Here is a 24,426-nt window from a genome sequence, read left to right on the forward strand (position 1 = left end):
GTCAGGCTGAATGGGCGTGAGCGAAGTGCTCGCGCTCGCAGCGGGCCATGGCCGCATTGAGCTGGTCGAGATCGGCGATCGGCGCGTCGGTGAACGGCAGGTGGTGGAGATAGCCGTCGGGGCCGAACTCCGGCGTCAGCGTGGTACGGGTGAAACCGCGCGCGCGCTGTGCCTGCCATACCGCTTCCCAGTGGCGTTGGTGGAACGCGAGGAAGCGGGCGTACTCCGGTGCCAGCGGATGCGGCACTTGCGGTCCCTGGTCGTAGCCGACCCGTGCCTGGATGTGGTCGACCCGTTCGACGAAGGCACTGAGATCGTCGAGCGGATCGTCGAGCAACCGCTCGCAGCACACCACCCAATGGCTGATGTCGCTGGTGAAGCGCAGCCCCGGCAGCTGGCGGATGAGCTCGAGGGTCAGCCATGGCGTAGCAAGCGAGCGCGCGCGATGGGTCTCGAAGCCGAAGGCGATGGGCTGGCCCGCGAGCAGCTCGAGCGCCCGGCCGAAGAACTCGACCTGGACGCCGAGCGGCCAGCGATCGTTGCCGACCAGCAGGTTGAGAAAACTTGGCGCGAGCGGCGTCGCGATCTCGATCCTCGCGGCGAGGTCCGCGAGGTGGCGCGCCGGGGTGTCCGCCTGACGGGGCACGATGTCGTCGGAGGTGAACAGCACGGCGATGTAGTCGAGCCCTTCCTCCTCGAGCAGCCTGCGTGCCTCGCGGCGCGCGTCGGGCGACGAGGGCGGGCGGGCTTCGAACCCCCCGAAGCCCCCGGCGCGCAGCTCCGGCAACGCCTGGGACCAGGCGCCCCGATGACCCCAGAGGGATTTGAACAAGCTCAGCTGCATACAGGGCTCCCGGCGTGGCGCTGGTGATCGAATAGCGCAATAGATAGCGTCAGGAGCGGGCAGGATTCAAAGCAAAAGATTTGGCCTGAATAGTTGAATTTTTCTCAAACGTTTGGCGTGGGTGCCGCGCTGAACCGCTTGCGGGTGCGCTCCAGCCGCGACTCGAGCCAATCGACGAATACGCGTGCGCGGGGATTGTCGAAGCTGCCCGCCCGGCCGACCAGGTAGTAGCCGTACTGGGCGCGTACCGCGGTATCGAACAAGCGCACCAGACGGCCACTGCTCAGGGCGTCCTCGCAGACGAAGACGTCTCCCAGCGCGATGCCGGCGCCCGAGGTCGCGGCCTCGAGCGCCATCGAGGCGTTACCGAGGCGATAGCCGCGTTCGAGATGGGTGAGTCGAGCGCCAGCCGCCGCGAGCCAGCGCTTCCAGTGGCCGCCCTGGTCCTCGTGCAGGAGCCATCCCCCCTCGACCTCATCGATCCGGGTGGGCAGGGAGCGACCGCGAAAGAAGCTGGGGCTGCACACCGGGAACATCTCGAAATGGGTCAGCAGTTGGACCTCCAACCCCTCCCACTCGCCGGCGCCATAGACGATCGCGAGCTCATACTCGTCATCGACCGCCTGCGCGCGGTCCAGATTCAGCGGCGTCAGCTCGAGGCTGATTTCACCGAACACCTTGCGCAGGTCGTGCAACTGGTGGGTCAGCCAATGGTTCGCCAGGGCCGGCGCGCAGGCGATCTTCAGCCGTCCCTCGACCGACGGCAGGCCGAGCTTGAGGGTGCTCTCGGTGAGTAGCTGGAACGCCTCGCGAACCTGGCGGGCATAGACGGTGCCGCTCTGGCTCAGCTTGAGCGCACGCCGGTCGCGTTCGAACAGCGCCACCCCGAGGCGCTCTTCGAGCTGGCGAATCTGATGGCTGATCGCCCCCGGCGTGACGCAAAGCTCGGTGGCAGCCGCGCCAACGCTGCCCAGGCGGGCCAGCGCATCGAAGGCGCGCAGCGAATTGAGCGGAGGCAGGGCTCGACGCATCGGAACTCCTCGCACGGAAAGACTCGATCCTGACGCTTGCGGCGGTATTTGTCAGTTATGGTCGACTGGATCCATGTCTGGCTGGCCGATACCAAGCGCCGGCGAGGAACGAGCCGGGTCGAACCACCGCCTCATCGCCGCCGCGCGATCCCTCGACTGGCGCCCCTGATTGCCGAGTGGGGGCTCGACCTTGGCGCGTATGGGCACCGCTCGGGACGAACGGGTTGGAAGTTGGCGCGAAGGCCCAGCATCCCCGGCAGTTCGTGGAAAGCGCCCGAGGCCCCTTCGACTCGCTTCGCTGCCGAGTTGGGGCTCGATCTTGGCGAACATGGGCGCCGCTCGGGATGATCGGGGAGAAGGAGTGGCGCCGACCTGTGGCCCAACCCCATCCGTTCGTGGTGAGCCGGGCCTTCGCCGACTTGAGCCATCTTGCGAGCCATCATGGAGGCCCGTGTCGAACCACGGCCGCGCCGCCGCGCGATCCCTCGACTGGCGCCCCTCATTGTCGAGTGGGGGCTCGATCTTGGCGAACATGGGCGCCGCTCGGGATGAACGGGGAGAAGGCGTGGCGCCGACCTGTGGCCCAAACCCCGTCCGTTCGTGGTGAGCCTCCTGTGCCATCGCGATGGCACTGCGCATGGACCTTGAACCCGAGTAGCATGGCTGTGTTGCCGCAAGCAGCGTGGCCGCATGTCTTTTGGTGCCGGGTGCCCGGTGGTGAGAATGGCTCTGGTCGTGGGCTGCTGCGCATTATGGTGAGCCTGGCTTCCCGTTGGAAAGATTTGTCTTCCCAGAACACGACCGGGCTTGCGGTAACCCTTTCTCCATCGACCCGTTCCCAGGAGCTATGAGATGGCCCACTTACCGGTATTGGATCCATTGGCAGCCTTCGTGGATGTCGGCAGCGAGCAGATGTATGTGTCGATTGCCGGAGGGGAGCCGAAGGTATTCGGCACGTTCACGGCACAGCTGCATGAGCTACGCGACTGGCTGTTGTCGCAGAAGGTGAAGTCGGTGGCCATGGAGGCCACGGGGATCTACTGGCTGCCCCTGTACAGCGTGCTGGAAGCCGCGAAGCTACAGGTGCTGATGGTCAACGGTAAGCACACCCGCAATCTGCCGGGTCGCAAGACGGATATGAAGGATTGCCAGTGGGGAGCGACGTTGCACGCGCACGGACTCTTGCGGGCAGGCTTCGTGCCCCCAGCCGAGATCCGGCGCTTGCAGGATTACCTGCGATTGCGTCAGGACCACATCACGCTGGCCGCAGGGCATGTGCAGCATCTGCAGAAGGCCTTGGAGCGGATGAACATCAAATTGCACGATGTCATCAGCAACCTGGTGGGCCGCAGCGGCATGGCGGTGATCCGGTCGATGCTCGAGGGTGAACGCGATCCTGAGCGACTGCTGGCTTTGTGCGACGTGCAGATCCGCCAGCAGAAGGCCGAACGGATCAAAGCCTCTCTGCAAGGGACCTGGGCCGAGGAGCATCTGTTCGCGTTGCGCCAGGCGCTGGAAAGCTGGGAGCACTACCAGCGTTTGATCAGAGCTTGCGACCAACAGATCGAAGCGGTGCTCCGTTCGATCGACGTCGATCCTCCGACGTCGCCGCCGTCCAAGGCGCACAAGCGAGGCGGTGCCAATGCACCCCAGATCGATGACCTGCATCCGATGCTGGTGGCTCTGTGTGGAGGCAATGATCTCACCGTGCTTCCCGCCCATACGGACTACAGCGTCCTGCAACTCATAGGTGAAGTGGGAACCGACCTGACCCAGTGGCCGACCGAGAAACACTTCACCGCTTGGGCCGGGCTGGCCCCCGGGAGTCATCAGAGCGGTAAGCGCCAACGCTCGGCCAAGCGCAGGCGTAATCGTGCTGGGCGCCTGTTTTGCGTCATGGCCCGCAGCCTCGCTCGCAGCAAACACATTGCGCTGGGCGGTTTTTACCGTCGGATGGCGGGTCGCCGAGGTGGATTGATCGCCAATATCGCCCTGGCGCGCAAACTCGCGGCGCTGTTCTGGCGCGTCATGGTCAAAGGATTGGACTATGTCGAACACGGACTCCAGTACTACGAAGCCCAGGCGCTGGAAACCAAACAACGTTCCATGCGTCGACTCGCCAAGCAGCTCGGGTTCTCCGTGACGCCCATCCAGACTGAAGCTCAAAATGCTTCTGCCTGAAAGTTGAGGAAGAACGATATGACGACCGCCCAATCTCCCCCCTGATCATCCCCCTGTCGAGGAAAACTCGGAGGGGGTTCATGGAAAGCCGGGCCTTCGCCGACTTGAGCCATCTTGCGAGCCATCATGGAGGCCCGTGTCGAACCACAGCCTCACCGCCGCCGCGCGATCCCTCGACTGGCGCCCCTCATTGCCGAGTTGGGGCTCTATCTTGGCGAACATGGGCGCCGCTCGGGATGAACGGGGAGAAGGAGTGGCGCCGACCTGTGGCCCAACCCCATCCGTTCGTGGTGAGCCGGGCCTTCGCCGACTTGAGCCATCTTGCGAGCCATCATGGAGGCCTGGGTCGAACCACGGCCTCATCGCCGCCGCGCGATCCCTCGACTGGCGCCTCTGATTGCCGAGTTGGGGCTCTATCTTGGCGAACATGGGCGCCGCTTGGGATGATCGGGGAGAAGGAGTGGCACCGACCTGTGGCCTAACCCCATCCGTTCGTGGTGAGCCGGGCCTTCGCCGACTTGAGCCATCTTGCGAGCCATCATGGAGGCCCGTGTCGAACCACGGCCTCATCGCCGCCGCGCGATCCCTCGACTGGCGCCCCTCATTGCCGAGTGGGGGCTCGACCTTGGCGCGTATGGGCACCGCTCGGGATGAACGGGGAGAAGGCGTGGCACCGACCTGTGGCCCAACCCCATCCGTTCGTGGTGAGCCGGGCCTTCGCCGACTTGAGCCATCTTGCGAGCCATCATGGAGGCCCGTGTCGAACCACGGCCGCGCCGCCGCCGGCTGCGCCTTGCTTGGGCGAAGCAAGCGAGTCACCCGGGCATCAAGGAAGAAGATCAGTCGTATACCTGCCGACGGTGGGCCACTCTGAGTACAAGGATGGTCAAGACGTGATCATCGAGATTGCAGACGATCCGATAGTCACCTACCCGGTAGCGCCATAGGGTGGAGAACTGGCCCTTCAGCGGTTTGCCGAGCTGGCGCGGGTCGGCGATGGTCATCAGCCGCTGCTCCATATAGGCGCGGATGCGTTGTCTGGTTTGCGGGTCCAGCCGACGGATCTCCTTCTGGACCGAGCTGGCGTATTCAACCTTCCACTTCATGCCAGAACGCTTCGTGGCTCAGGGTCTCCTCCTCACCCTGACGGATGCGCTCCAGGGTGCGCTCCGCCAGATAGACATCTTCCAACTCGTCGAGGTTGTCTTCGATCAGCTTGCGCAGATAGAAGGCCTTGGAGCGTCCGGTGGCCTCGGCCAGGTGGTTCAGGCGTTGTTCCGTCTCGATCGGTAGGCGAATGCTAGTGGCCATGTCATGCTCGAAGTCAATGAATACATGCATTCAATGTATCCTTTTCTGGTCTTCGGTGATAGTGCTTGTGCGTTTCACGAGGGCGGGCCGCATCGCCTCGCTCTCTCACTCATCGGCATCCGGACGCTTGGCGTTGAGCCCGTACTTGGCCAGTTTGCGCACCACGCTCGGCTGGCTGATGCCGAGACGGCGAGCGATGGCGCGGGTGCCACCGCCCTGGGCAAGCGCGCGTTCGAGCAGCCGGCGCTCGGTGGTGTCCAGGGCGGTGGCGAGATCGAGGCTGTCGGTCTCGAGCTCGTCGAGCACGGGTGGCGGGGCTGGGTCGGCAGTCGGCGGGGAAGAGGGCGCGAGAGCCGTGTCTCCGGCGAGGCAGAGGCGTTCGAGGTGGTTTTCCAGTTCGCGTACGTTGCCGGGCCAGGCGTGGCTCATCAGGTAGCCCCACTGGCGTGCGTCCAGCGACAGGTCCAGGCCGTAGCGCTGTTTGAGCCGCGCGCGCTGGCGCTCGACCAGGGCGGGAATCTCCTCGCGCCGCTCGCGCAGCGGCGGTATCCAGGCGGGCACTACGTTGAGCCGGTAGTAGAGGTCGAGCCGGAAGCGCCCTTCTTCGACCTCTCTGGCAAGGTCCTGATGGGTCGCGACGATCAGCCTGAAGTCCAGCTGGCGCGCACGGGTATCGCCCAGGCGCATCACCATGCCGTCCTGGAGCACCTTGAGCAGTTTGGACTGCATGCCGAGACCGAGTTCTCCGATCTCATCGAGGAACAGGGTGCCGCCGTCGGCCTGCTCGAGCAGGCCCGGCTTGCCCTGGCGTGCGGCGCCGCTGAACGCGCCAGGTAGATAGCCGAACATCTCCGACTCGAACAGGGTCTCCGGGATCGCTGCGCAGTTGACCTCGACGAACGGGCCATTGGCCCGCTCGCTCTGGCGGTGCACCTGTCGGGCCAAAGTGGTCTTGCCGACCCCGGATTCGCCGAGCAGCACGATGCTGGCGCGGGTGGCGGCCACCCGCGCCAGCAGTGTCACTAGCCGGCGCATCGCTGGGCTCGAGGCTTCTATCCCCTCGAGCGTCGGCGGCTGTTCGGGTTCGCGCAGTTGCGCATCGAGCTGGCGCTGGAGCTCGGCGTACTCCTGCTCGAGGTCGGTGAGGTCGCGCGAGCGGCTGATCACTCGTACCAGCCTGCCGTCGACTCGCACCGGATAGGCTTCGGCGAGCACCCGCCGTCCGGTGGGCGTGGTTTGCAGCACCTGCTCGGCGTGCTGGCTCGCCAGTACCTTGCGTGTCACCGAGGGGGCGAACACGCCCTGGGCCTCGAGCGCATGCACGTTGCTTTCGCTCAGCGCCTGCATCGACAGGCCATAGACCGCGCAGGCGCTAGGGCTTGCGCTGAGAATCCGCCCGCTGGCGTCGGTCAGTACCAGGTGATCGTGCGAGGCCTCGAACAGTACCTCGAGCGTCGCACTGTCGATGGATGCTACGGTGGTCGGCATGGCACCTTCCCGGTGATTCGATTCATTATTGGATCGGTGATTCATCAACGTATCGTTAAAACCCCGTCGCTGATACATTTTCGCATCGTTATCTTCATAACTTGTTGATTTTAAAATGTTCTGAAATTGGCACGCTTCCTGCTGGATAAGAACAACAAGACCAAATACAGGAACCTGCCATGACCGCTTCGACCTCCCACGGTTTCAACCAGCCGCTCGGTGGCAATGAAATGCCGCGCTTCGGCGGCCCGGCGACGATGATGCGCCTGCCGACCCAGACCGATGCCCGCGGGCTCGACGTCGCCTTCGTCGGCATCCCGATGGACATCGGCACGTCCAACCGCCCCGGCACTCGCTTCGGGCCGCGCCAGATCCGCGACGAGTCGCGCATGCTGCGCCCATTCAACATGGCCACCCGGGCCGCGCCGTTTCAGTCATTGCAGATCGCCGACATCGGCGACGTGCCGATCAACACCTTCGATCTGAAAAAGAGCGTCGAGATTATCGAGCGCCACTACGATGGGATTCTCGCCCATCCCTGCGTGCCGCTGACGCTGGGCGGCGATCACACCCTGACCCTGCCGATCCTGCGGGCGATGGCGAAGAAGCACGGGCCGGTCGGGCTGATCCACGTCGACGCCCACGCCGACGTCAACGACCAGATGTTCGGTGAGAAGATCGCCCACGGCACGCCGTTCCGGCGCGCGGTCGAGGAGGGCTTGATCGATCCCCAGCGAACGGTGCAGATCGGCCTGCGTGGCACCGGCTACGCCGCCGATGAGTTCGATTGGGGCCGCGACCAAGGCTTCATGGTGGTGCCCGCCGAGGCGTGCTGGCACAAGTCCTTGACCCCGCTGATGGCCGAGGTCCGCGCCAAGCTGGGCAGCGGGCCGGTCTACTTCTCCTACGACATCGACAGCCTCGATCCCGCCTACGCCCCGGGTACCGGCACGGTCGAGATCGGCGGGCTGACCATTCCCCAGGCGCTGGAGACCATCCGTGGCGCCCACGGGCTCGAGATCGTCGGTGGCGACCTCGTCGAGGTCTCGCCGCCTTACGACCCCCACGGCCAGACCGCGGTAGTCGCCGCCAACCTGCTGTTCGAGATGCTCTGCATCCTGCCGGGTGTGAAGCGCCGCTAGCCCGCTCGCGTTTTCCACCACACACCGATATCGACGAATGAGGCCAGTGGTGACTGCGCTGTCGCTTTCGATCAGCACACCTTGCTCGTCGCCTATGAGCCGCTGGTTGGCGGTATGCTGGTGCCACTGCTCGGCGCGCTGTTCAGCATCATCCAGCCGGACCGGGGGGCCAAACCATCGCTAGTGACCAAGGAGAGGCATCATGAGTGCCGAATTCACCTTCACCCCGCAGGCTGCGCGGCTGCGCGAGCGGGTCGGTGGCGCCGAGTGGGAGGCGCGCTGCCAGCTCGCCGCGCTCTATCGGCTCATCGCCTACTATCGGATGACCGACCTGATCGACACCCACTTGACGCTCAGAGTGCCGGGTGAGCCTGATCACTTCTTGATCAATCGCTATGGCGTGCCGTTCGAACGCATGCGTGCCTCGACCCTGGTCAAGATCGATCACGAAGGGCGGGTGGTCGACGCGCTCGAGCCAGGAGCGAAGGTCAACGTCGCGGGCTTCGTTATCCACTCGGCGATCCACGCCGCGCGACCCGATCTGGATTGCGTTATCCACACCCATACCGCCGCCGGGATGGCGATAGCGGCCCAGGTCGAAGGGCTGCTGCCGATCACTCAGCATGCGCTTAAGTTCTACGGCCATCTCGCCTATCACCAGTACGAGGGCATCGCGCTGGACATCGCCGAGCGAGCGCGCCTGGTCCGCGATCTCGGCAGCCACAATGCGATGATCCTGCGCAATCACGGGCTGCTCGCCGGTGGTGCTGACGTCGCCTGTGCGTTCATGGAGATCTACTTCCTCGAACGTGCCTGCCAGGCCCAGGTCCAGGCCCTCGCGGGCGGGCGGCCGTTGAACCTGCCGAGCGAGGAGGTATGCCGCCATACCGCCGAGCAGTTCCAGGATGAAGGCGAGCAGGAGATCGCCCAGCTTGCCTGGCAGGCCGCGCTCGAGCTGATCAATGATCAGCGCGAGGACTACTGCTCATGACCCGAGTCGCACTGGTTGGCCGCGGTGCGACGCTTTCGTCGCTCGCAGCGCGGCTGCCGCGAGTCGATCCCTCGCTCGAGGTGGTGACGCTGGCGCCGGGGGAGGCGCCCGATGATGCCGAAATCGCGCTGTGCTGGTATCCGCCGCCGGGCAGTTTCGCCCGGCTGCCCCGGCTGCGGCTGGTCCATTCGATCGCCGCTGGTTGTGATCACCTGCTCGCCGACCCGAGCCTGCCGGCGCAGGTGCCGGTATGCAGAATGGTCGACCCCGACCAACGCTTGGGAATGACCGAGTTCGTACTCTGGGCCGTGCTCCACTACCACCGTCGCCTGGATCAGGTATTCGCCGATCGCGCCCGCCATCGCTGGCACTGGCCGGTGCAGCGCGAGGCCAGTGGCTGCAGGGTCGGGGTGATGGGCCTCGGCGCGCTCGGTGCCCACGCCGCCCAAGCGCTCGCGGTCCAGGGCTTCAGCGTGCGCGGCTGGGCGCGCAGCGCCAAGCACCTCGATGGCGTGGCCTGCTTCGCCGGCGAGGAGGCGTTCGACGCCTTTCTCGACGGCCTCGATATCCTGGTCTGCCTGCTGCCGCTCACCGAGGCGACCCGCGGCATCCTCGGCCGCGCGACCTTCGCCCGCCTCGCCCGGGATGCGGCGGTGATCAACCTGGGCCGCGGCGAGCACCTGGTTCGCGATGATCTCCGCGCCGCCCTCGACCAGGGCCAGCTGCGCGGCGCGCTGCTCGACGTCTTCGAACGCGAGCCGCTGCCCGAGGATGACCCGCTGTGGCGGGATCACCGGGTGATCATCACCCCGCACATGGCCTCCGCCTCAAGCCTCGACACCATCGCCGCCCAGGTCGTCGCCAACATCCACCGGCTCGAACGGGGCGAGGCGCTGCTCAACCGGATCGATCCGTCGCGGGGCTACTGAGCGGCGAGGTTCGACTCAGTCCTGCTTGTCGAGGGCCCAGAACACCGGCACCGGCGCTTCGAGCACGCCGCTGAGCACGTTGCGATACGCCGCCGCGGTCCTGATCTCGCTCTTGTGCCAGGTAGTGACGAAGATGCTCCAGCCGCCCTGGGCCGGCCGCGCGGTGCGCGCGGCACTGGTTGGGGAAGTGCTCATCGAAGCGGCGGGCGTTGACCATCCGCCTCGGCCAGCGCTCGTTCGCACTCCACCGCGAAATGCAGCGCCGCCCGGCCGGCGTCGAGCCTGGGTTCTTGCTCGATATGCGCCTCGAAATAGGCGAGGTAGCGCTCGCGCTCGAGCGTCTCTGGCTGCCGCCCGTCGAGGCCCACCCGCGTGCATGCGTCGAGCCAGCCGCCGCCGGGAACGCTATCGAGGTGGGAGCCGACTAGCACCGCCTGGGTGACACCGGGCATCCGGCCGTGGACGTTGCCGACCGAGTCGAGGCGCGGCTCGAGCCCGACCTGTGACATCCGCTCCATCAGCCAGCGCCGGGCCGCCATGTCCGCGTCCGAGAGCGCGATACGCGTAAGCCCCGCGCCGCTGGCGCCGATCTTCGCCAGCGCCCGCAGATCGTTGATCACGTTGTCGGTGACGATCTTCATCGGCTCAGGCTCCGCGCGCTCCATCCGTGGCCGTCGCCTTGCGCATCGCAAGGCCTGCAAGGAAGTAGGTGATCGCATAGACGATCACCCGGTACATCACCGCCGAGCCCGGCGGAATGCACAAAAAAGAAAGCCCGGCGCAGCCTCTTCTGCCGACCTCATGAGCGATGCGAATCGCCTCGTAATCGGTCATCCCGATCGGTTCGGCCAGCTCGCCGAGCAGGTCGCCCTCGGCCGGCCCGGCGCCGCCCAGTACGTCCATGTCGAAGTGGGCATATACCGCGTCGGTGCCGCTCCAGGCCTGGTCGAGGTTGTCGATCACCCCCTCGATCCCGAGCTCGGTGCGGATCTTCCACATCGGCATGAAGTTGCAGCCCTCGCGGACGAAGCGCCTGACCACTTCGGGGTCTTCGAGCATGCCGCGCTCGCCGATTTCGACCAGGTTGGGAATGCTGAAGTTGGGGCAGTCGCGGTAGAGCTTGTCCTTCCAGTTGGTCGAGCCGGCGATGTGCGGGCTCATCGTTGCCCAGTCGTAGGGCCACGCATCCCAATGGGTATCGAGGCTGACCATCCCGATCGGCCCGGCGTGGCGCTCGGCGACCGGACGGCCGATGGCGTAGGAGGCGCAAGGTGAGTTCTGCCCGACCACCAGCGGCACCGCGCCCGCGTCGAGCGCTGCCCGGACCTTGCGCTCGACCGCGGCCTGGGCCTCGAGGATGCGTTCGACGGTGCCTTCGTAGCTGGCCTCGAGCGGCAGATCGACATCGCCGTAGTCGACGACCTTGAGGTGCTCGAAGATGTCGAGATCGAACTCCTGCACGTAGCCGCCGCGATAGCGTATCGATTGCTGGCGGATCCTGGTGGTGGCGGTGAGCCAATCGGCCTTGTCGACGCCGCTGTACTTCTTGCCCCATCCGGCGGCGAAAGGTGCGCCGATGATGACCACGTCAGCGCCCTCCAGGTCCTCATCGCGAATCGCATAAGGCACGCCGAGGAAGGTCGGCATGTCTTCCCTGATCCTTGGGAAGTGGGTACTGCGCCAGTGCTTGCCGGCAAGGGTCTGTTCCCAGCTGGGGTAGTGCGGCATTTGGTGTTCTCCTCATCGCAGTTCGGGGTGATCGCAGTCAAAGGCTCGCCGGGAAGTCGCGTAGGTTGGGCTGGTCGACGAAGCGTCCTCCCTCCAGGTAGGCGCCGACGATGCGGTCGAGCTGACCCGACATCAGCAGGTCCTGGAGAGCGATGTCGAATACGGACTTGAGCGCCGAGTTGCCCTGCTTCACCGTCCAGGCGATCGGCAGGAAGAACACCGGATCGTCGGCGAACAGCACCTTGACGCTGGGCTGCTGCGCGGCGAATTGAGAGGCCGTGAAGGCGTCCTCGAAGCTCACGTCGGCACGCCCCGAGACCACCTCCATGAAGCCGGCGGTAAGGTTGCCGGTGGCCAGGGAGACCAGCTGGGCCTCGGGGATCGAGCGGCGGACGAAGTCCTCGGCGGCGGTGCCTTGGATCACCGCGATGCGCACGCTGGGATCGTTCATCTGCTCGATCGAATCGAAGCGGGTGTCGTCCTTGCCGACCATCGCCACGCTGCCGAGGTAGAAAAGCGGACGGGTGAAGTCGACCGCCATCGCGCGTTTGACCGTGGCGAAGGTGGCTGCGATCGAAACGTCGAACTGATCCGACTGCAGGCCGGCGACGAAGTTGGCCCAGGTGGTTTCGATGAAAACCGGCTCGACCCCCATCTGGTCGGCGATGTTGCGTGCGATATCGACGTAGAAGCCGGTCAGCTCGCCGCTGCGTGGGTCCTTGGCCGTGCCTGGCGGCGAGGGCACGTAGCCGATGCGCAGCTCGCCTCGTTGGGTGATTCGGGCGAGCTCACCCGCCGCCTGCGCAGGCGCGGCGCTGGCGAGCATGGTCAGCACCATCAGCGCGGTGGTGAAGAGAAGATTGAGGCGTTTCATTCAGCGGGCTCCGTTATGGTTGTGGTGGCCGTGATGACGCAGTACGCGGGCGAGGAATGCCCGTGTTCTTGGGTTTTCCGGTGAGACGAACAGCCGCTCGGGGGCGTTCTCCTCGACGATCCGGCCGTCCTCCATGAACACCACGCGCGTTGCGACCTCGCGGGCGAATTCCATTTCATGGGTGACGATCAGCATGGTCATGCCTTCCTCGGCGAGCTGGCGCATCGTCGCCAGCACTTCGCCGACCAGCTCGGGGTCGAGCGCCGAGGTCGGCTCGTCGAACAGCATCAGGCTAGGGCGCATCGCCAGGGCGCGGGCTATCGCCACGCGCTGCTGCTGCCCGCCGGAGAGCCTGGAGGGACGCTGGTCGCGTTTGTCGAGCAGGCCGACCTTGTCGAGCAGCCGCTCGGCCCGCTCGATAGCGCTCGCCCTGGGTTCATGGAGGACCTGTGTGGGGCCCTCGATCAGGTTGTCGAGCACACTCATGTGGCCGAACAGATTGAAGTTCTGGAACACCATGCCGATGCGCGCGCGCTGGCGGTTGATCACTCGGTCCGAGGCCTCGCGGCGTTTGCCCGCTGCCTCCCGGTAGCCGACGCACTGGCCCTCGAAGCGCACCTCTCCTTGCTGGTAGGGCTCGAGGAAGTTGATGCACTTGAGCAAGGTGCTCTTGCCCGAGCCGCTGGGGCCGATGACGGCTACCACATCCTTGGTGGCGATCTCGAGGTCGATCTCGTCGAGCACCGTGTGCGCGCCGTAGGCCTTGGTCAGTCGTTTGATGCTGAGCACGATGAAGCCTCCCAGGGGTCAGGCGCTTTGGCGCATGCGGTTCTCGAGTCGCCTGGATAGCCAGATCCAGGGGAAGGTGATGATGAAGAAGACCAGCGCAAGGAAGGTGTACACCTCGAGCGGGCGATAGATCGTGGCGATCAGGTTGTTCGACTCCTGCAGCAGTTCGTAGACGGCGATCATCGAACCCAGGGTCGAAAGCTTCATCAGGTTGGCGAACTCGTTGATGAACGGCGGGATCATCTTCTCGATCGCCTGCGGCAGGATGATTCGCCTGAGCATCTTGATGTAGGGCATGCCGATCGCTCGGGCGGCCATGAACTGGCCACGGTCGACCGCGTTGATCCCGGCGCGGACGATCTCAGCGATGTAGGCGCCGGAGTGGATGCCGAGTGCGACGATGACCGTGGCGGTGGCGTCGAGCTTGAAGCCGAACAGGATCGGGAAGCAGTAGTAGAGCCAGACGATCTGCACCAGCGCGGGCGTGGCGCGGAAGAATTCGACGTAGATCGAAAACGGCAGGCGCAGCCACAGCGAGCGCGCGGTGCGCATCACGCCCACCGGCAGCCCGATGAGAAGGCCCAGCACGGTGGCGCCGAGCGTGATTTCGAGCGTCGCCAGCGCTCCTCGAGCGAACACCGGCCAGTAGTCGTAGATGAGGTGGAACTGCCATTCGTACTGCATCGATGCGTCCTCGCGTTAGTTGTCGTTGTCGCTTGGAGGGCTGGGTATATCGATGGACTGGCTCTGGGCTTTGCTCTACTCGAAGTGGTGGGAATCAGAAGGTGGCGGGCGTATTGACCCAATGGATCCGCGCGGTGCCTTCGCCAATGTTCTCGTAGCCATGGGGCTCATGGCTCGAGAAGTGGAAGGCGTCGCCGCGGTTCAGCACGTGCGCCTGGTCGCCAAGGGTGAGCAGGATGGTGCCCTCGAGCACGTAGCCGACCTCCTCGCCGATGTGGTTGATCTGCCCATCGCTCTTCGCCCCGGGCGGGATGATATGGATGTGCGCCTGGAGCAGGCTGCCGCGCGATGCGCCGTCGAGCCGTTCCAGGCGCACGCCGTTGGAGGGATCGAACTCCGAGACCAGGCGCTCCCCCTGCCGCAGTATCGGCCCGCTTGCCGAGGCCGTACCGATCAGATCGGAGACGTTGGTGTTCACCGCCATCGCCAGGCGATGCAGCATCGCAAGCGATGGCATCACCAGGCCGCGCTCGACCTTCGACACCTGGCTTTCGGAACAGTGGGCTTTCTCGGCCACCGCCTTGAGCGTCAGCTTGTGCGCCAGGCGCGCATGGCGCACTCGCGCGCCCAGCTCGTCGCCGTCGAGATCGGCGAAGTGTGCCGACCCGGTATCGGTAATGCTCATCGATAACTGCCTCGCGCTAACTGAATGACGACGGCATAGAGACGGTTTCCTTCCAGGCAAGTGAGCGCCAGCTGGGGAAAGTCTTGTATGCCCAGTCAAGTAACTTGATTTTAGTGAAAGCAATCGTCATGCCAGGATGAGATGCCCGGTGATCCGGCGCTTTGCAGAGGTATCGAGCTTAAAAACTGCACGGTCTTGGCGCGTGCACGGGTGGGGAGTGGGCCGATCTGGCGCGAGGCGGCGCTCAGCGTCGGTCGAACAGCTCGACGGCGCGCACCGACGCGCCGTCGTCCAGGGCAAGCGCGAGCGCGGTGGTCGCATCGACCACCAGGCTGCCCTGCTCGAGCTTCGCCGGGGCGGCGGTGATCCGGCAGTCGGCGAACCGGCGGTTGTGGAGCAGCCACGGCACTGCGTCTTCACCCGCGGGGCCGACCCTGAGCGGCACGGTGATACTCTCGCGCACGCTGCGCAGGCCTGCGATATCGCCCTCGAGCACGGGACCGGCATCGAAGATGTCGACGTAGCCCGAGTAGCGCAGTCCCTCCTCCTCGAGCATCTTGAGCGCAGGCGCGGTATGGCGGTGCACCTTGCCGATCACCGCCTGTGCCTGCGCCGAGAGCATGAAGGTGTAGATCGGCAAGCGCGGCATCAGCTCGGCGATGAACGAGCGCTCGCCGGTGCCGGTGAGGTAGTCGGCGGCGGAGAAGTCCATCGCATAGAAATGGCGCCCGAGGCTCTCCCAGAAGGGCGAGATACCGCGCTCGTCGCTGACCCCGCGCATCTCGGCGATCAACCGCTCGCCGAAGTGGTCGAGGAATTCGGCCAGGAACAGGAAGCGGGATTTCGATAGCAGCCGGCCGTTGAGCCCGCGCCGATGGTCGGGGTGAAGGAACAGCGAGCAGAGCTCCGCGCATCCGCACAGGTCGTTGGACATGAACAGGATCGGCAGCCGGCTGGTCACCCCGAGCGCGCTCGAGGCGCTGACGCTGAGCCCGACCCGATAGTTGTACCAGGGCTCATGGCTGCCGACCGTGGCCTCGATGCCGCACATGCCGACCACTTCAGAACGTTGGGCGTCCTCGAGCACGAACAGATAGTCGGCTTCTTCACGTGGCACCCGGCCCGCGAAGCTGGCCTCGGCCGCCTCGACCCGCTGGGCGAGGCGGTGCTGGTCGGCGGGCAGAGAGGTCAAGCCGGTGCCGGCACTGCGGGCAAGCCGCAGCAGCGCATCGAGATCCTGCTGGCGAACCGGGCGGACGATCATCGCGCGCGCTCCTTTGGTGGGGTGCGGTACTGGCGGCTCATGCGACCGTCAGCCGGTCGCCCGGCGCCAGGCCCAGTGCCGCGGCGCTCTGCGCATCGAGCCGGGCCTGCCCAGGGGCGAATTCGTCGATCGCGGCGAACATCGCGCGAAAACCGGCCAGCCGGGCGTTGCTGATCAGCCGCTCGGGCGCGCGGATCGATGCTTGCTCTATCTTCATCAGTTCCAGCGTGCGCTTGGCGCAGAGGGTACGCATCCGCGCGAAGCGCCCGACCAGGCTGGGCCCGGTGTCGAAGACATCGAAATAGCGGCTCTTCTCCAGCCCCTCCTCGAGCAAAAGCCGCTCGGTGGCGCGGGCGCGAGGGTGGCTGACCCCGATCGCCTCGCGCACCGACGCCGGCATCAGCGACTCATAGAGCGGATAGAGCGGCAGCAGCTCGGACAAGAACAGCCGATCACCACGGCTGCACAGCTGCTCGGCGCGCTCGAGCTCGACACCAAAGAAGTGCCGCCCGATCGCCTCCCAGAAGGGAGAACGGCCGCGCGCATCGACCATACCCGGCAGCTCTGCCACCAATTCATCCGCGAACCGCCCCGGATGGCAGGCAGCGAACGCCAGCCGCCCACGCAGCGCCAGTTCGAGCAATGGCGGGTCCGTGGTAACCAGGTGCTGACGGGTCAATCGCGTAGCGCCAGCGAGGTCGTGACAGACGCTCAGCGCACTCGCCCGGCTGCGCTTGTCGAGCGCGACCGACGCATGGACGAAGGTATCCCGGCGCAGGCTGTAGAACGGCTCGATCCGCTCACCCACGTCCTCGAGCCCGGCGCAGCCCACCGTCTCGCCCGCCAGCGTGTCGAGCATGAACAGATGAGTACCGCCGCGCTCGTCCCCATCGAGAGCGAAAGCCCTTAGCGAGGCCTCGAGCAACGCACCGAGCCGCTCGTCATCGCCAGGCAGCGCATCGACCCCGGGACTCGCCGCCGCTTTGAAACGCCCGAGCGCCGGCAGATCGGCCTCATCGGCCGGGCGCAGCAGGTAGCGTGCAGGCGATGCGCTCATCGAACGGCTCCTGGGCTAGGGGATGAATCATTCTCGCCGTTGCTGGCCGAGAAGGGGTGTTCACCATTTTAGGCCGCGCGAGGTGACGTGCGTCCATTCTCCATCTCTCTCGTTTGGAATGAATCGCACTCGAACTCACACATGTGCTTGATGCACTTGGCAATGTTGGCGTGAATGGCGGCGTGAGGATTGTATAAGGCAGTAACGAAATGTATCCTCTAGCACTTTAATGAGAATGTTTCTCTTTATGGTTGCTCGCTAGGATCCATCCTCCGCTAGCTTGGCGGTAGCGTTACTGCTCGATCTCCCTTCTGCTCAATTGATGGAATCACCGCATGTCGAATCGTATGGCCTCTTCATCGAGGGGGATGGCGCTCGCCTGTTTTTTATCGGCCGTGGCAAGTGCAGCGCACGCCCAGACCAGCCCCATCGACCAGGACATCATCGAGCAGCGCCAGCGATCACTATTGGATGACGCGCGTCGGCAGCGCGAATCGCTGCAACGGAGCATCGAGATCAACCCCGAGGCGACACCGATGGAGGCGCCTGAGGGGGCTCCTTGTTTCACCATTCAGCGCTTTGAGTGGCGCGGCGTCGATCACCTGCCGGAAAGCCGGCGACGAGAATGGAGCGACCCGCTTCAGGGTCAGTGCCTGAGCGTTGCACAAATGCTCGAGTTGGCACGTGTGGCCAGCAATGAATACATCGCTCAAGGGTTCGTTACTTCGCGGGTCATCGTTCCCGAGCAGGACGTCAGCGACGGAGCACTGGAGCTGTTGGCGCAGGAGGGTCGCATCGAGGCCATCAGCCTCGATGGCGAACGATCGGCGAATCTTGCCGCGCTGTTTCCCGGCCTCGTCGGCGCGGTGCTGAATCTGCGCGATATCGAGCAGGGCATGGAGCAGATCAACCGGCTACCGTCCCAGCAAGTCACCATCGACATTCAGCCAGGGACGCGTCCTGGCCACTCGATCATCGAGCTGCATCGCGTCGAACGCAGGAAGCCAGGGCGGCTGGACCTTGGAATGGACAACAGCGGCCAGGAAAGCACCGGCGAGACCCAAGCCTGGATAGGCCTCGCCCTCGATGCCCCGCTAGGGTGGTTCGATCAGTGGACGCTCGATGCGGGACATGACACGGACCTTGCCACCAGCCGGCGCAGCCGCAATGTGTCGCTGGGAACATCGCTGCCCTATGGCTACTGGACGTTCGGCTATGGCTATGCCTGGAATGATTACTTCCAGGATATTCATCTCGGCCAAGGCAACTGGCGGTATCGCGGGGTGAGCCAGAGCCATCGTGTGCAGCTTGGCCGTGTGCTCTACCGCGATGGCCGGCAGAAGCTCGGCATCAGCGCCGCGCTCAGCCGACGGGATACCAAGACCTCGCTTGCCGGGCAGCGCCTGGAGGTGAGCAGTCCCACGCTCACCACGCTGTCGCTTGGCATGAGCTATGCCACGACCTGGGCCGGCGGCTATCTGACGCTCTCCCCCGGCGTTTCCCAGGGGATCGATGCCCTGGGCGCTACCGGCGCACGACAGCCTGGGATGCCCTCAGTGACCGCTCGCAAGGCCACGCTCTCGGCCAGCTTCTTCCGCCCGTTAGCGCCCAGGCTGGACTACTTCACCTCTCTCTATGGCCAGGCCACCGCCGACGACCTTTATCCCAGCGAACGGATCGCCATCGGTGGCGAGTACTCCGTGCGTGGTTTCAAGGCGCAATACCTGACCGGCAACCGAGGCGCCTACTGGCGCCACCAACTGGACTGGACGGCCCAGCCTCTGCCTGTGCTGGGCGTGCCGACCTTCACCCTAGCCATGGATGGCGGCTGGATCGAGCGAGAAACCGAAAGAGGGGAAGGCGGTAGCCTGCTCGGGACTGCCGTATCCCTGTCGTTGCACGGGACCCGGCTGCGGCAGTCACTCACGCTGGGCAAGCCGCTGATGCATCCACACGGTATGGCGGTGGACCCCTGGGTCAGCTATTGGCAGCTCGCACTCAGGCTATGAATCGCTGCGTTCGCAGCGGCAAAAAACCAAAACAGAAAAACCAATTAGAAATCGCAGGGAATCGTCATTCATGAATCTCAATACCCGTCTGCGCCAAGCCACCAGCTGGGGGCTTGTCTGCGTTTTCGTATTTCAACCGCTGGAGCCTTTGTGGGCTGGCGGCATCACTCCGACCGATACCCGGACGACGATCATGCCACATGGCGACGTGCCGGTGATCGACATCGCCGCGCCGAACGGTAGCGGTATCTCACACAATCGCTTCAAGGAGTTCAACGTCGGCGAACAGGGGGCGGTGCTGAACAACGCTACCAGCGCCGGACAATCTGCCCTGGCCGGCGAGTTGGGGGCCAATCCTCGGTTCAATGGTGAGGCGGCACAGCTGATCATCAATGAGGTGACTGGGAGGAGCCGCTCCGAGCTCAATGGCCAGCTCGAAGTGTTTGGCGATCAGGCGAACCTGATGATCGCCAACCCGCGCGGCATCACTTGCAACGGCTGCGGCTTCGTCAATGCACCAGGGGTGACCCTGACCACCGGCAAGCCGACGCTCGACAAGCAAGGCGCATTGAATGCGCTGAGTGTCCTAGGAGGCACGATCACGATCGGCGAGCGTGGGATGGACGCTGGCGCCCAGGATTACGTCGAGTTGATCAGTCGCACCGCTGATCTTCAGGGAAGGCTGGAGGCGCAGCAGTTGAATGTGACCTTGGGCACCAACCAGATCGACTATCAACAGGGTACGACCACGCCGATTGCTCAGGAAGGTAACAAACCAGCACTCGCGATCGATACCAAGGCCCTCGGAGGCATGTATGCCAACCGTATCCGGTTGATCGCCAGCGAAGAAGGCGTTGGGGTCAATCTGGGCACTGTGCAGAGTCGTACCGGCGAGATCACCCTGGATGCCAACGGCACACTGCGCGTTGCTCAGACCAGGGCGCAGACGGATCTCAACGTGCGTGCGGCGCAGCTAGTGGTCGCGAGAGAAGGCTCCATCGGTGCGAACCGAGACATCACACTGGTCACCCCGGAACTGGACAATCAGGGCCGGATCGTGGCGAAGCGGGATATGCGTGTGCTCGCCGAGCGCGTCGATAACCATGGTGATCGCGCGCTGCTGCAAGCGAGGCAAAATCTATGGATACAGGGTGATGCGCAAGGAGAAAAGAGCGCCGAGATACTCAATCGGTCGGGCACGATCAAGACCGAGAAAGGGGATTTAGTGATTCGGGGGGAGGTCGTCGAGAACGAAGCGAAGGAAAAAGACAATAGTCGCTATGAGGATGTTATCGATAGTCGTGGTATGTCGAGCTATACGATTCAGGAAGAGGGTCTCGCAGAATATCAGATAGATGCCATACCCGATAATCTAAAAGCGTCGTTCGAGGGTGCTACACACTTCGTTACCTATAGGGGTGATCAGTTCTGGGAGCCCGATCGGACCGATGACTGGATGGATCCTGATGGACCTCCTCCCTTGCTAGCGAGCACCTATGTCCTAGAAAAGAATGAAAGGATCCTGGACCATGTGCCGAAGAAGAGAGCGATGATCGCCTCAGGTCGGCATCTTTATATCAATGCGGATCAGCTTATCAATGATGCCAGTAGCGTCACTGCCAAGAAAGATATTTACCTTGCGGGAAAAAAATTTTCTAATATCACACGGACCGAAGGGCAGATAGGAACATTCGGTAGTTATGCTCCGGTGGAGGGACCGGCTTATCGTCATGAGGGCGTGGTTGAGGTCTGGAATCCTCTGGTTCTTTACCCCGCAGAAATCATAGCGAAAGGAAAATTGGTCGCAGACTTTCAAGACGCGATTAATATCGAAACGCCGATCCCGGCTAATGCTGAAAGATTGAGAGAAATCGTCAGTGAGGTGGATGATCCATTCTCACGAGGGACGCAGTGGGAAGAAGAGTATCGATCCCCGACATCACTTTCGGCCGCGCAGATAGTGCTCAACAGCGATAATATCAAGTTGACGAGTACCCTTCAGGCGGACGACACCCTCAGCGTTATTGCCGGGAACGACATAACGCTCGAAAAAAACCTCGTAAAAGCGGGTAATGAGATCATTCTCTCCGCCCTTCGTGGCATCACGGTAGATAGTGGTGAACTGGAGGCAAAAAGCGTTTCTCTGTTGACACGTCAAGGAGACATCAGTTTAGTCAGTGATCCTGTCGTCAGGTATCTCGATATCGATTGGAAGCATCGTCGTGGACAGATTTATGCATCCGAAGGTTTGGATATCCATGCAGGCGGCAATGTAACGATCAGTGATCAGCATCCGATCATGAGTCGGAACATCGATATTCATGCTACTGGGAACGTCGTCACACAGTTTACCGACGACGTGTTCAATAGCGACAATATTGCCGGCATGAACAGCGACGATACCCAAAGCGAGTGGTTCAAGCAAGGCATCGATAGCGTCAATAAAATTTCCGCTGACGATAGTCTTACCATTACGGCAGGGGGTTCCATAAAGCTACCTCGAGCGCGGCTATCATCAGGCCAGAACGTATCGCTGATCGCAGGTCAAGATATAGACCTGGAAATGTTGGGATATGATGAAAAATACAAAAGATACTTTGACCCTTATGATGTAAAACAATATAGTCAGGACGACCTGAAAGCTATTTCCCCCATCTTGAGCGCGAGGTCCGATATTCTCATCAGTGCGGGACGAGATATCTCTCTCGAGAGTGGTGATGTGCGAAGCCAAAAAAATGTCATTGTCCTGGCTGGGCGAGACATGAGTCTCGATACGACGGGTTATACGGTTGAAAAACATCAAGGTAATACGTCTTGGTACGGAGAGGACAAGATTTACAGGGAAAAAACCTGGATCGACGAACAGCTGCTTCCCACCCAAATATCGGCTCGTAATATTACCCTGACGGCCCAGGGGAGGGCAGATCTCTATGCTTCCGATCTTAATGCCGAGGAGACGATATCCATATCGGCCCACGGGCCACTTTCACTCCACGCCATCAAGACGGATCATTATCATCACTGGAAATGGGGCGAGAATAAACAAGAAAGTACTCATCAAATCGAGTCCAAGCTCAACGCTGGGAAAGACATCTTTCTCATTACCGATGGGAATTTATTATTTCAAGGGAGTCGATTGACATCGGGTCAGCATATTCAGGGAGCGGCAAAGGGCGGTTTCCTATTTGCACAAGCGATGGAGGAAACCGCTCAAAGCCAAGAAAAATCATCCCAACGTAAATGGTATGGTAAGAAAAAAACCACGACGCATACCAGAAGTGAAGTCAATCACAAGGTCGTCGAATTCATCGCCGACAAGGACATCGAGCTGCTCAGCCGCGATGACAGCACTTATCAGGCGAGCAGGATCAGCGCTGGAGAGAATGCCAACCTCACCAGCCAGAACGGCCGGGTGATTTTCGAGGCGGTCAAGGATAGCCAGTTCGAACAGCGGATCACTCAATCGAAAGGCTTCTACATCAAGCACGCTGATCAGGGCTATCAGCAGGACGTTTGGCGTTTACCCGTGGTCAACGTCGGCGGAAAGCTGACCGTCGATGCGGCCCAGGGCATTACCGCCGCCATCAAGCAGGAGCAGGGCCAGACCCTCGACCAAGCACTGGATCTATTGAGCGCTACCCCAGGCACCGAATGGCTCGAGGCGTTGAAGAACGAAGAAAACGTCCAGTGGAATGTGGTCCAGGATGCTTATGCCAGCTGGAATCATCAGCAGAAAAGCCTGAATCCCGCCGTTGCCGCAGTGATCGCTATTGCGGTCGCGGCAGTGACCGCAGGTTATGGGCTCGCTGCGGGTGCAGGCAATGCGTTGGCCGCCGGTGCGACCGGTACCACGCAAGCGGTGCTGTACGGTGCCGGTGCCTCGGGCATGACCGCGCTGGCCTCGCAAGCCGCTGTGGCGTTGGTTGAAAATCAAGGCAACCTGTCCAAGACCCTGGATACGCTGGGTAAAAGCGAAGCGGTCAAATCGATCGCCGCCTCGATGCTGGTTGGTGGAGCGATGGCAGGCTTCGATCAACGGCTGCTGAATCAATCGCCAACACCCAGCTCGACCCGCCTGCCGGTGCTCAACGATGGAGACTGGCACAAGGTGGCCCAGCGCGTCGCCGGCCAGAGTTTGATCGGCGCGGGTGTAGAACAGACGCTATACGGTGGCAGCTTCAAGGAACAGCTCACCACCGCACTGATGGGTAATATCGGCGTCCAGGTTCATGCCCAAGGCGCCAAGCTGATCGGTGATAATGGTGAGATCCTCGGTAGCGGTGGCAAGGCGCTCTCGCACGCGGTACTCGCAGGGTTGAGCGCGGAGATTGGCAACGGCAGTGCCAAAGGCGCGGTAGCCGGCGCGCTAGCGGCGGAGCTGATGGCCATCTCTATGGGCGAGAACGCGGTCAAGGCTGAGGAATGGGATCGCAAAGCCCACCAGCAAGAGCAAATCGCTCGTGCATTTGGGGGGGTCGCTGGCGCCGTCTTTACCGGGGATGCGAAGGGGGCGTACAGCGGGGCGAATAGCAGTGAGAGTGTCCTTCGCTACAATTATTTGAGTCATCATCAGCAGGAGTTGATGGAAAAAGAGCTGGATGAGGCGAGCGGGTTGGTCCAGAAGGCTCTCATTCAGGCACGCTGGGGATTGTTGAGCCAATCTCAGGACGGTGCCTTTGCGGCGGGTGTTATCACCGCGGTGCCCGAGTCATTGCTGGAGCTAGCGCAAGGTATCATTGGTTCGGTGAGCAATGCCGGTGATATATGGGCATCCTTGAAGCAGCTTTACAGCGAAGAGGGGATCTTAGGTAGCGCGTCGGTCATTGGTAGTAGCGAGCTATCAAGAATAAAGGAAAATATCCAGACCATGGAAGCCCGATACGAACGGGCCGGTTTGGATGGCGCCTATGCATCCGGTGTCGAGGCCGGTAAGCTTATCATTGAAACAGCGGCACTTGCTTCTATAGTAGGAGGTATAGAAAGAGTAGGAACAGGCATCGCAGGGCGTGCGCCCAAAATCTCGGTAGGCTATTCATCAGTTGCCGACACCCCTGCGAAACTAATGGATGAGCTTTCGAAAGGAGGTGTGAAGCATACACCAGAAAGTATCGTAGATATCGCTCGAACGAACAGTAATAGAATTGTATTCTTAGAAGCGGGAAAAGGAGGAGAAGGAGGTTCAGGGTTAGCACATATTATTGAAAGGCATGCTAGCCAGTTTGCAGATAAGGGCATTCCTGTAAATGACATACCTTATGTGATAATGGCAGCAATAAAGGAAGATAAAATAGTTGGAAAAAATGGAACTGCACCTGTTTATGAGATTGTTTACATGGGAGAGAAGAAATATATCGCAATTGGTGTGGGCGACAATGGCTATATTGTAAGGGCTAATCCAACTTCAACTTGGAAGGAATGA

The 24,426-nt window shown here is 62.6% G+C and carries 20 protein-coding genes; 6 read left to right on the forward strand and 14 right to left on the reverse strand.

The annotated features are described in order from the left end of the window. Nucleotide 1: 1 nt before the first annotated feature. Nucleotides 2–844, reverse strand: coding sequence for a sugar phosphate isomerase/epimerase family protein (locus A5892_RS02240; RefSeq protein WP_064121409.1), 843 nt, complete (start codon nucleotides 842–844; stop codon nucleotides 2–4). Between the two features lie 104 nt (nucleotides 845–948). Further along, nucleotides 949–1,875: a LysR substrate-binding domain-containing protein gene (locus A5892_RS02245; RefSeq protein ID WP_064121410.1), complete on the reverse strand. Its 927-nt coding sequence runs from the start codon at nucleotides 1,873–1,875 to the stop codon at nucleotides 949–951. A gap of 852 nt (nucleotides 1,876–2,727) precedes the next feature. Between A5892_RS02245 and A5892_RS02250 the strand changes: the two genes are divergently transcribed. Continuing rightward, nucleotides 2,728–4,056 (forward strand): IS110 family transposase, encoded by a 1,329-nt coding sequence (locus tag A5892_RS02250; RefSeq protein ID WP_064121411.1) that lies wholly within the window; start codon nucleotides 2,728–2,730, stop codon nucleotides 4,054–4,056. Between the two features lie 839 nt (nucleotides 4,057–4,895). Here A5892_RS02250 and A5892_RS02255 read toward each other — a convergent pair. From A5892_RS02255 to A5892_RS02265, 3 genes are all read right to left on the reverse strand, one after another. Further along, nucleotides 4,896–5,162, reverse strand: a complete 267-nt coding sequence (locus A5892_RS02255) for a type II toxin-antitoxin system RelE family toxin (protein WP_064121412.1) — start codon at nucleotides 5,160–5,162, stop codon at nucleotides 4,896–4,898. Next, complete coding sequence (relB, locus tag A5892_RS02260; RefSeq protein ID WP_223302773.1) at nucleotides 5,146–5,397, reverse strand: type II toxin-antitoxin system RelB family antitoxin; 252 nt, start codon at nucleotides 5,395–5,397, stop codon at nucleotides 5,146–5,148. Before relB ends, A5892_RS02255 begins: the two co-directional genes overlap by 17 nt. 75 nt (nucleotides 5,398–5,472) lie before the next feature. Further along, entirely contained in the window at nucleotides 5,473–6,855 is a 1,383-nt protein-coding gene (locus A5892_RS02265; protein ID WP_064121413.1) for a sigma-54 interaction domain-containing protein, read from the reverse strand. Nucleotides 6,856–7,034: 179 nt separating this feature from the next. On the opposite strand from A5892_RS02265, the gene speB reads away from it, so the two are divergent. The 3 genes from speB (at nucleotide 7,035) to A5892_RS02280 (ending at nucleotide 9,917) form a co-directional block, all read left to right on the forward strand. Next, the gene (gene speB / locus A5892_RS02270) at nucleotides 7,035–7,997 is read left to right on the forward strand and encodes an agmatinase (RefSeq protein ID WP_064121414.1); all 963 of its coding nucleotides are present in this window, start codon (nucleotides 7,035–7,037) and stop codon (nucleotides 7,995–7,997) included. Between the two features lie 202 nt (nucleotides 7,998–8,199). Further along, the gene (locus tag A5892_RS02275; protein ID WP_082890223.1) at nucleotides 8,200–8,988 is read left to right on the forward strand and encodes a class II aldolase/adducin family protein; all 789 of its coding nucleotides are present in this window, start codon (nucleotides 8,200–8,202) and stop codon (nucleotides 8,986–8,988) included. Then, complete coding sequence (locus A5892_RS02280) at nucleotides 8,985–9,917, forward strand: 2-hydroxyacid dehydrogenase (RefSeq protein ID WP_064121415.1); 933 nt, start codon at nucleotides 8,985–8,987, stop codon at nucleotides 9,915–9,917. Before A5892_RS02275 ends, A5892_RS02280 begins: the two co-directional genes overlap by 4 nt. Nucleotides 9,918–9,932: 15 nt before the next feature. On the opposite strand, the gene A5892_RS02285 is transcribed toward A5892_RS02280, so the two are convergent. The 9 genes from A5892_RS02285 to A5892_RS02325 form a co-directional block, all read right to left on the reverse strand. Further along, nucleotides 9,933–10,112 carry a hypothetical protein gene (locus A5892_RS02285; protein WP_064121416.1) on the reverse strand — a complete coding sequence of 60 codons (180 nt, stop codon included), beginning with the start codon at nucleotides 10,110–10,112 and terminating at the stop codon, nucleotides 9,933–9,935. Beyond that, the gene (locus A5892_RS02290; protein ID WP_150123456.1) at nucleotides 10,109–10,558 is read right to left on the reverse strand and encodes a M20 family metallo-hydrolase; all 450 of its coding nucleotides are present in this window, start codon (nucleotides 10,556–10,558) and stop codon (nucleotides 10,109–10,111) included. Before A5892_RS02290 ends, A5892_RS02285 begins: the two co-directional genes overlap by 4 nt. A 4-nt stretch (nucleotides 10,559–10,562) precedes the next feature. Then, complete coding sequence (locus A5892_RS02295; protein ID WP_064121418.1) at nucleotides 10,563–11,645, reverse strand: arginase family protein; 1,083 nt, start codon at nucleotides 11,643–11,645, stop codon at nucleotides 10,563–10,565. Between the two features lie 37 nt (nucleotides 11,646–11,682). Next, nucleotides 11,683–12,519 carry a substrate-binding periplasmic protein gene (locus A5892_RS02300; RefSeq protein ID WP_064121419.1) on the reverse strand — a complete coding sequence of 279 codons (837 nt, stop codon included), beginning with the start codon at nucleotides 12,517–12,519 and terminating at the stop codon, nucleotides 11,683–11,685. After that, entirely contained in the window at nucleotides 12,520–13,308 is a 789-nt protein-coding gene (locus A5892_RS02305) for an amino acid ABC transporter ATP-binding protein (protein ID WP_064121420.1), read from the reverse strand. A gap of 18 nt (nucleotides 13,309–13,326) precedes the next feature. Then, a complete protein-coding gene (locus A5892_RS02310) occupies nucleotides 13,327–13,992 on the reverse strand; it encodes an amino acid ABC transporter permease (RefSeq protein ID WP_064121421.1) in 666 nt (221 codons plus the stop codon). A 94-nt stretch (nucleotides 13,993–14,086) separates the two neighbouring features. After that, entirely contained in the window at nucleotides 14,087–14,677 is a 591-nt protein-coding gene (locus tag A5892_RS02315; protein ID WP_064121422.1) for a helix-turn-helix domain-containing protein, read from the reverse strand. A gap of 244 nt (nucleotides 14,678–14,921) precedes the next feature. Then, complete coding sequence (gene astA, locus A5892_RS02320) at nucleotides 14,922–15,941, reverse strand: arginine N-succinyltransferase (protein ID WP_064121423.1); 1,020 nt, start codon at nucleotides 15,939–15,941, stop codon at nucleotides 14,922–14,924. A 37-nt stretch (nucleotides 15,942–15,978) separates the two neighbouring features. Continuing rightward, complete coding sequence (locus A5892_RS02325) at nucleotides 15,979–16,998, reverse strand: arginine N-succinyltransferase (RefSeq protein WP_064121424.1); 1,020 nt, start codon at nucleotides 16,996–16,998, stop codon at nucleotides 15,979–15,981. 335 nt (nucleotides 16,999–17,333) lie between these two features. Here A5892_RS02325 and A5892_RS02330 point away from each other — a divergent pair, with 335 nt between their 5' ends. Then, nucleotides 17,334–19,007 carry a ShlB/FhaC/HecB family hemolysin secretion/activation protein gene (locus A5892_RS02330; RefSeq protein ID WP_082890224.1) on the forward strand — a complete coding sequence of 558 codons (1,674 nt, stop codon included), beginning with the start codon at nucleotides 17,334–17,336 and terminating at the stop codon, nucleotides 19,005–19,007. Nucleotides 19,008–19,077: 70 nt separating this feature from the next. Continuing rightward, nucleotides 19,078–24,426, forward strand: a complete 5,349-nt coding sequence (locus A5892_RS02335; RefSeq protein WP_064121425.1) for a two-partner secretion domain-containing protein — start codon at nucleotides 19,078–19,080, stop codon at nucleotides 24,424–24,426.

Source organism: Halotalea alkalilenta (assembly GCF_001648175.1).
Taxonomy (GTDB): Bacteria; Pseudomonadota; Gammaproteobacteria; order Pseudomonadales; family Halomonadaceae; genus Halotalea; species Halotalea alkalilenta_A.

Coding starts and splice junctions, on each gene's coding strand:
- astA (WP_064121423.1), bottom strand. CDS start 15,941: ATGATCGTCCGCCCGGTTCGCCAGCAGGATCTCGATGCGCTGCTGCGG.
- relB (WP_223302773.1), bottom strand. CDS start 5,397: ATGCATGTATTCATTGACTTCGAGCATGACATGGCCACTAGCATTCGC.
- A5892_RS02330 (WP_082890224.1), top strand. CDS start 17,334: ATGTCGAATCGTATGGCCTCTTCATCGAGGGGGATGGCGCTCGCCTGT.
- A5892_RS02245 (WP_064121410.1), bottom strand. CDS start 1,875: ATGCGTCGAGCCCTGCCTCCGCTCAATTCGCTGCGCGCCTTCGATGCG.
- A5892_RS02310 (WP_064121421.1), bottom strand. CDS start 13,992: ATGCAGTACGAATGGCAGTTCCACCTCATCTACGACTACTGGCCGGTG.
- A5892_RS02280 (WP_064121415.1), top strand. CDS start 8,985: ATGACCCGAGTCGCACTGGTTGGCCGCGGTGCGACGCTTTCGTCGCTC.
- A5892_RS02290 (WP_150123456.1), bottom strand. CDS start 10,558: ATGAAGATCGTCACCGACAACGTGATCAACGATCTGCGGGCGCTGGCG.
- A5892_RS02285 (WP_064121416.1), bottom strand. CDS start 10,112: ATGAGCACTTCCCCAACCAGTGCCGCGCGCACCGCGCGGCCGGCCCAG.
- speB (WP_064121414.1), top strand. CDS start 7,035: ATGACCGCTTCGACCTCCCACGGTTTCAACCAGCCGCTCGGTGGCAAT.
- A5892_RS02335 (WP_064121425.1), top strand. CDS start 19,078: ATGAATCTCAATACCCGTCTGCGCCAAGCCACCAGCTGGGGGCTTGTC.
- A5892_RS02275 (WP_082890223.1), top strand. CDS start 8,200: ATGAGTGCCGAATTCACCTTCACCCCGCAGGCTGCGCGGCTGCGCGAG.
- A5892_RS02325 (WP_064121424.1), bottom strand. CDS start 16,998: ATGAGCGCATCGCCTGCACGCTACCTGCTGCGCCCGGCCGATGAGGCC.
- A5892_RS02265 (WP_064121413.1), bottom strand. CDS start 6,855: ATGCCGACCACCGTAGCATCCATCGACAGTGCGACGCTCGAGGTACTG.
- A5892_RS02240 (WP_064121409.1), bottom strand. CDS start 844: ATGCAGCTGAGCTTGTTCAAATCCCTCTGGGGTCATCGGGGCGCCTGG.
- A5892_RS02295 (WP_064121418.1), bottom strand. CDS start 11,645: ATGCCGCACTACCCCAGCTGGGAACAGACCCTTGCCGGCAAGCACTGG.
- A5892_RS02300 (WP_064121419.1), bottom strand. CDS start 12,519: ATGAAACGCCTCAATCTTCTCTTCACCACCGCGCTGATGGTGCTGACC.
- A5892_RS02255 (WP_064121412.1), bottom strand. CDS start 5,162: ATGAAGTGGAAGGTTGAATACGCCAGCTCGGTCCAGAAGGAGATCCGT.
- A5892_RS02250 (WP_064121411.1), top strand. CDS start 2,728: ATGGCCCACTTACCGGTATTGGATCCATTGGCAGCCTTCGTGGATGTC.
- A5892_RS02315 (WP_064121422.1), bottom strand. CDS start 14,677: ATGAGCATTACCGATACCGGGTCGGCACACTTCGCCGATCTCGACGGC.